Origin of the sequence: Prevotella conceptionensis 9403948 (genome assembly GCF_000312305.1) — a bacterium.
Taxonomy (GTDB): domain Bacteria; phylum Bacteroidota; class Bacteroidia; order Bacteroidales; family Bacteroidaceae; genus Prevotella; species Prevotella conceptionensis.
The window spans coordinates 4,746-11,906 of record NZ_HE999445.1; the positions used below are offsets into that span (position 1 = coordinate 4,746).

The following is a 7,161-nucleotide window of genomic DNA, read 5'->3' on the forward strand; positions in this document are numbered from 1 at the left end:
ATACTCTCTTTCAGTACCATCTTGGCCACGGTGTTCATCATCATCAACGTGATGAAACCCGAAATACACAACAAGACGTTGATGCCCGCCCTTCAAAGTCCTTGGTTTGCACCCCACGTCATCGTTTACATGTTCGCCTATGCCCTGCTTGGCGCAGCCACGGTGATGGCCATCTACCTGCTTTTCATTAAGAAGAAACCGGCCACCGACGACGAAATGGACATCACCGACAACCTGGTTTACGTCGGCCTGTCGTTTATGACGCTTGGCATGCTCATGGGCGCGCTTTGGGCAAAGGAGGCTTGGGGACATTATTGGGCATGGGACCCGAAGGAAACATGGGCTGCCGTAACATGGTTTGCCTATCTAGCCTACGTGCATTTCCGCCGTTCGCGTCCCCATCACCTGCGCCCCGCACTCTACATGCTCATCGTTTCATTCTTGCTCCTACAAATGTGTTGGTGGGGAATAAACTACCTGCCAGCCGCTATGGGGTCGAGTGTGCACACCTACAACCTGGGCTAGGAAGCAGAGCATAAGTGCTCACACGCAAAAAAAACAAACCACATTACAAGCCGTTGGCAGCATAACGCTGCCAACGGTTTTTTGTCTATTCAAGTTCCAATACAACCTCAGTGCGGCGTAAAGCACCATGCCTTTGCTTACCCTCCAAATCGGTCATTATACCGCTTATCATTTTTTAGGTTGTTTCCATCGCTTACGGCCCAGCTTTCGTTTGCCTGTGGGCATCATGCCTGTCTTATCTCTCTCAACGCAGCCCACTACACAACTCCAAGAATAAGATAGGCAATATGCTCAACAATCAAAATAATCTGCACAGGCACTAATGAACCTATTTCGGATAAGCACGCCTCACAGGTACGAAACGGCAGACAAAGATACGACAACGCCAGAGATACAGCCTCATCCGCCTGAGGCAGAACGCTGTTATGTGCTAAAAGGCGACCAGACAGAAGTTATTCCATGTATCTCCCACAGGCTGAAGACAAGCTGCAAATGGCAGATGTTCTCTGTGTTTCCATGCTGCTCTCGCCGTCGGCTGTGGGCTGCATACACTGCAACAACATGCGCTGGCCGTCCGCAAACGTACCTGCTTGCAGTTCCGTAGCCCATACACGTGTATTCGGCACATTCTTTTTTGTATAGTTTTCCGCAAGAATTTTAACATTATAAGTGCCCTTTCTGCCCACCGAGCATCCACCTTGCCGCAAAAAATCGATTCTCGCGAAGGTTTGTTTCGATGCAAAAGGGGGCTTGTTGCAAATGCAAGCAAAGTGAATACGCATTGCATAAAACTGCAATTCGCACCCATTTTCGGGCTATTTGCAGCACAATACAGTGCAATTTGCCGCAAAACGCAGTGCGTTTTGATGCAAAACACCTTGCGTTTTGGTGCTAAACGCAAGGTAAAATGGTGCTAAATGCAGGGCAAAATGGTGCTAAATGCAGGGCAAAATGGTGCTAAATGCAGGGTAAAATGGTGCTAAATACGAGGCGAAAAGCATAAATATACATTGCAGTTGTATAGGCAAAACCCATTTCCACCATTAAAAACAGGGCTAAAATGGGTAAAATGGCCATTAAAAAGTAGGGTTTTAGGGGCTAAAAGTGGGTTATTGAGCGCAAAAAATAATGAGCCGACAACCAAACTAGAAAGGCAAAATGGTGCAAAAAGCAGGCTGTATTCTCGAAAATAGGCAAAACAATAGACGTGGAAGACTAGAAATAGTGGCCATTTAACCACTTTTCACCCCATTTTTTCGCTAGAACGAAGCGAGAACCAGAACAGTATTGTAAAATAAAAGCAACAATTTAAGAGTGTGAGTTTTTGAGCTGATGGGTCTTTGAATTTGCAAGTTCGTGAGTTGATGAGTTTGCAAATTGATGAGTTTCCGTGTTCGGGTATTGTCGCTTTTTCGCGAGTTTGTAAACCAAAGAGTTGGTTTGTCCCCCATTTCGCAGACGGAGAGGAGAGTGTATTTATGTTGGCCCAACAAAGATAACAAGCTCCTCTTGATTTTTAGAAACATTAAGCCCAAATCGGTTGCTAGGGCTTGTGCAATTTTTGTTTGATTGTTGAGCCTATTGCCTGTTTTGTTCTTGAAGGCGTAGCGAGCTACATAAAGAGAATGAAACTGGCAATATGTCGACAAACAAACGAAAGATGAACAGCAGACAAAGGAAACAACCTAAAATAATTGGCAAGCGGCTTAACGGCCGATTGGGGTTAAAAGTCAAGACGGTTTCGGCATATCGCATTGTGCTTTGCAGTTTACAGCACTGCATATAGCAACTAATTGCAGCGTGTTTTGATGTGAACAGCAGTACCGTTTGCAGCAAATAAAGGCCGTTTTGATACGAATAGCACACTTTTCTGCATAAATTTCACTTTAATTCAACCCAAATCGGTTGTTTGAGACATGCAATTTTTGTTTGAATGTTGAGCATATTGTCTGCCTTATTCTTGAAGGCGCAGCGGGCTACGTAGAGAGAACAAGACAGGCAAGCTGCCGGCAAGCAAACGAAAGATGAGCAGTGAGTGGTGCAAACAATCAAAAATAATTGATAAACGGTATAACAACCTATTGGGTTCAACAACAAATGCCGCCATCAGCATTTACACACAAGAGCCAGATATAATACAGAAAAAGATGAATTGGCGGTTGCATAAAGCTATCTAAACACCGCACAATTCATCCTTATTTTTATCGGCCAAGCAGGCCGTTGGCACAACATCAGCCTTTACCGTGCTGTTTCCAATCCCATTTGCTTAGCCTTCTGCATCAGCAATTGCATCAGCGGTTCGCGCTCGTTAGGCACACGATTGTCTAACACTGCATCTTTAAGCGTTTGTTTCAGCGTGCCCACCTCACGGCTAGGACCAAGATGAAACAACTCCATTATCTCGTTTCCATCAATCACTGGCTGTAACAAACGTTTGTAATCACGTTCTTTCAAGTCGGCCAACTTTTCGCGCACAATGCGGAAATTATCTAGGAAACGTTGTTTCTTAATGTGATTTTTGCTTGTTATGTCGGCCTCACAAAGCGTCATCAAGTCCTCAGTGTCGTCGCCCGCATCGTTCATCAGTCGCCTAACGGCACTGTCGGTAACGCTGTCTTCGGCAATAACGATGGGCCGCATGTGCAAGTCTACAAGCTTTTGCACGTACTTCATCTTCGAGTCGAGGGGCAGTTTCATGCGCCTGAACAAGTCGGGCACCATCTTTGCACCAATGAAATTGTGGTTATGGAAAGTCCATCCAACCGCCGGGTCCCAACGTTTCGTCTTCGCTTTGCCCACATCGTGCAACAAGGCAGCCCATCTCAGCCACAAGTTGTCGGTGTGTTGGCAAATGTTGTCAAGCACCTCCAACGTGTGATAGAAGTTGTTTTTGTGCGCACGGCCATTGCGCGTTTCCACATTATCGAGCCTAGTTAGTTCAGGAAGGATGAGTTGCAGCAGGCCACAGCGGTGCAATTCCACAAATCCGCGACTAGGCTGCTGTGTCATCATTATCTTGTTTAGTTCGTCGGCAATGCGCTCTCCGCTAACAATCTTAATGCGTTCGGCATTACGTGTAAGCGCATCGAATGTTTCGTCTTCGATGAAAAAGCGCAGTTGGGTGGCAAACCGCACGCACCGCAACATGCGCAGGGGGTCGTCAGAGAAAGTGATGTCGGGGTCGAGCGGCGTGCGAATGATGCCGTCTTCGAGGTCGTAAAGGCCATCGAAAGGGTCTATAAGCTGCCCGAAGTTCTCGGCGTTAAGGCAAACGGCCATAGCGTTGATGGTAAAGTCGCGGCGGTTTTGGTCGTCTTCCAGCGTTCCGTTCTCCACGATAGGCTTACGCGAGTCGTGACTGTAACTTTCTTTTCGCGCCCCAACGAACTCAATTTCGTAACCGCGAAACTTCACTTGGGCCGTTCCGAAATTGCGAAACACCGATATGTGCGCCTTCTTTCCAAGGTTTTTGCGCAGAGCATCGGCCACTTGTATGCCACTTCCCACCACAACTACGTCGATGTCGTTAGACGCTCGTTCCAAGAAAAGGTCGCGAACATACCCTCCTACCACATAACAAGGCACGCCGAGGGCATCTGCCGCGTCGCCTATTTTATGGAAAATGTCTTGGTCTAGGAGTTCAGCCAGTTGGGCATCGGATAATATCTTCATGCTAAATACAAGTCTTTTTGTAGGTGCAAAGTTACGCATAAAAGTTGATAGTAGCCCGTTGCGAACGCGTTTTTAGACGTGCAGGCAGGCAGATGTTGGGCATAAGCGCCAATTGAAAAGCGACAACGGATGCGCTTGAACACAAAATGAAGTGCATTTTATCGAATAAGCCTTAAAATACATGCAGATAGTTCGGCGGTCTCGTTTTTTATTGTTACTTTTGTCCATGATGGTGCGTGCAAACACCAGATGAGACGTAGGTACATGGCTGGCAGTGCGCTTTTAATGATGCGCAAAACAGGGCGGTTATCGCCTCTGTGCCACATCGGGTGTTGCAGATGGTACCCCATACAGTACATATAATTAAGAAATTATGAATAAGATACTTTTGCTTTTGGCTCTGTTTGCCTTAACCATTAGCTGCGAAAAGAGCGAAGACGAGAAGGCCGCACCGCTGCTTGCCAAGATAGACAGCTTGTATAAGGCAGAGCGTTATCAAGACGTACTCGACTCAATTAGCGTGTTGCGCGACCGCTTTCCGCGTGCCATCAATGCGCGAAAAACGGCTTTGGGGCTTTGGCAAACGGCATCGTTGAAGTTGGCACAAGCCGACATTGCACGCACCGACTCGGCTTTACAAGCCAAAGAGCAGGCTCTGAAACAAGGAAAGCTTACCTCACAGCGCAAGGCGGAGCTTTTGGTTAGGCGCGATTCGCTGAAAATTCGATACGAGGCCCTTTGTCAAATGGTGAAGGCCATTCAGAAAAAGCAGGCGCAATGATTGGCGCGCACGGCACGACAACTCGTGCCTTTTCTTTTGCCGTTTGCTGAATAATGTGTAATTTTGCAGAAATTAGGCTGCACTCGGCAATATAAAAGTAAACTTTCATTGCGCTCGCTGGCACTAATTTTGCAGAAATTAGGCTGCACTCGGCAATATAAAAGTAAACTTTCATTGCACTACCGATGCGCCCTACCCCACCTCACCGAGGCTCAAAAGAACAAGAACGATGGCAGAACAAGCAACGACAGAGAAACAGTTTGAGGAAACGCTGAAAGAGTGTGCAGACCTTTTTGAAAGAAAACTGCACGACTATGGCGCATCGTGGCGCATTCTGAGGGCCACATCGCTTACCGACCAGCTCTTTATCAAGGCCAAACGCATACGCTCGCTACGAAATAAAACGAACGGCAATGGTGAACGAAGGCATCAGACCTGAGTTTATCGCATTGGTGAATTATGGTATTATCGGCCTAATTCAACTAGACAAAGGCTTTGCCGACGAGGTTGACCTCACACCCGAAGAGGCACTTGCCCTTTATCGCCAATACGCCAACGAAGCCTTGCAACTGATGCTAAAAAAGAACCACGACTACGACGAGGCGTGGCGGATGATGCGCGTTAGCAGCTATACCGACTTGATACTAACTAAGCTGCAACGCATAAAGGAAATGGAAGACTTAGAAGGCGACACCCTTGTTAGCGAAGGCATAGACGCCAACTATATGGACATCATCAACTATGCAGTGTTTGGAGCCATTAAACTAAAAGAGAAGGAAGTACGATAAAGACCATGCTTGCGGCTTTGCTAAAAGCGATAACCAATCGTATATGCCGCACCAACTGGCCAATAGAGCATTTTGAATGTGAAACGACTGATATACATACTTACCAACGTGTGCAGGCTTTTGATAGCCACAACCTTCGTGTTGTCGGGCTATGTAAAGGCCATCGACCCGCTTGGCACTCAATATAAGATAAACGATTACCTGATGGCCGCCGGTCTTTCAGGCTTCGTTTCCAATTGGTTCACGCTCTTCACGTCCGTTGCCTTGTCCGCCACAGAGTTCGCTTTGGGCGTGTATTTGCTCTTCGCCATACAGCGGCGTTTGGTTTCAAAGCTGCTGTTGGGCTTTATCGGCATGATGACCCTCATCACGGTGTGGATATACTTTGCTAGTCCTGTAAAGGATTGTGGTTGTTTCGGCGATGCCCTTCATCTGAGCAATGGGCAGACTTTGGCAAAAAACATCGTGCTGTTGCTGGCCGCCATAGTGGTGGCAAGATGGCCGCTGCGCATGGTGAGGTTCATTTCAAAGACCAATCAATGGATTGTTACCAACTATACGCTGTTCTTTATCATCGTGTCGAGCGCGTGGAGCCTATACACGCTCCCCCCATTCGACTTCCGTCCATACCACATCGGAGCCGACATTCGTAAGGGAATGGAAATTCCTGCGGATGCAAAACAGCCCAAATTTGAAACAACCTTCGTGCTAAGCAAGAACGGAGAGACGCGCGAGTTTACGCTAGACAACTACCCAGACTCCACTTGGACCTTCGTAGACAGCAAGACCGTGCAAACAGAAGAAGGCTACGTACCGCCCATTCACGACTTCTCCATCACCGACGAGGCCACAGGCAACGACATCACGGAAGACGTCTTAAGCCGTAAGGGCTACACTTTCTTGCTGATTTCGCCTTACTTAGAGCAAGCCGACGACACCAACTTCGGTGCGATAGACCGAATATACGAGTACGCCAAACGGCATAACGTGCCCATGATGTGCCTAACCGCCAGCGGAAAAGCCGCCATCAGCCGTTGGCAAGACCTCACTGGTGCCGAATATCCTTTCTACATCACCGACGGCACTACGCTGAAAACGATGATAAGGAGCAACCCTGGGCTGATACTCATTAAAGATGGTGTGGTGATTAACAAATGGAGCCACAACGCCTTGCCCAAACAAGAAACGCTGAATGCCCCACTAGACAAGCTTAGCATCGGCAAAATAGACCCCACCAGCGTAACGACACGCATCACCAAGATAGTGCTTTGGTTCGTGTTCCCGCTGTTCTTGCTTACCTTGGCCGACCGTCTATGGGCATGGACCAAATGGATAAAGAAACAAAGAAAACGCAATAAACTATATACACTCTTAAAGAAAAAAAGAAAAATGAGA

General features: G+C 47.5%; 5 protein-coding genes and 1 pseudogene. 4 read left to right on the forward strand and 2 right to left on the reverse strand.

The window, feature by feature from the left end:
* Positions 1-525 (forward strand): cytochrome c biogenesis protein (locus BN93_RS04410; protein ID WP_044259854.1); only part of this gene is annotated, 525 nt, incomplete at its 5' end.
* A gap of 452 nt (positions 526-977) precedes the next feature.
* Here the strand turns inward: BN93_RS04410 and BN93_RS17335 are convergent.
* Together BN93_RS17335 and BN93_RS04420 are read right to left on the reverse strand one after the other, a co-directional pair.
* Positions 978-1,151 carry a hypothetical protein gene (locus BN93_RS17335; RefSeq protein WP_157462657.1) on the reverse strand — a complete coding sequence of 58 codons (174 nt, stop codon included), beginning with the start codon at positions 1,149-1,151 and terminating at the stop codon, positions 978-980.
* Positions 1,152-2,763: 1,612 nt separating this feature from the next.
* Entirely contained in the window at positions 2,764-4,197 is a 1,434-nt protein-coding gene (locus BN93_RS04420) for a CCA tRNA nucleotidyltransferase (RefSeq protein ID WP_019187138.1), read from the reverse strand.
* A gap of 373 nt (positions 4,198-4,570) precedes the next feature.
* Here BN93_RS04420 and BN93_RS04425 point away from each other — a divergent pair, with 373 nt between their 5' ends.
* From BN93_RS04425 to BN93_RS04435, 3 genes and pseudogenes are all read left to right on the forward strand, one after another.
* Positions 4,571-4,978 carry a hypothetical protein gene (locus BN93_RS04425; protein WP_019187139.1) on the forward strand — a complete coding sequence of 136 codons (408 nt, stop codon included), beginning with the start codon at positions 4,571-4,573 and terminating at the stop codon, positions 4,976-4,978.
* A 229-nt stretch (positions 4,979-5,207) separates the two neighbouring features.
* Positions 5,208-5,766, forward strand: a pseudogene (locus tag BN93_RS04430) (DUF1599 domain-containing protein).
* 78 nt (positions 5,767-5,844) lie between these two features.
* Positions 5,845-7,161, forward strand: a 1,317-nt coding sequence (locus tag BN93_RS04435) for a BT_3928 family protein (protein ID WP_394329926.1), incomplete at its 3' end; no start/stop codon positions are given.

Coding starts and splice junctions, on each gene's coding strand:
- BN93_RS04420 (WP_019187138.1), bottom strand. CDS start 4,197: ATGAAGATATTATCCGATGCCCAACTGGCTGAACTCCTAGACCAAGAC.
- BN93_RS04425 (WP_019187139.1), top strand. CDS start 4,571: ATGAATAAGATACTTTTGCTTTTGGCTCTGTTTGCCTTAACCATTAGC.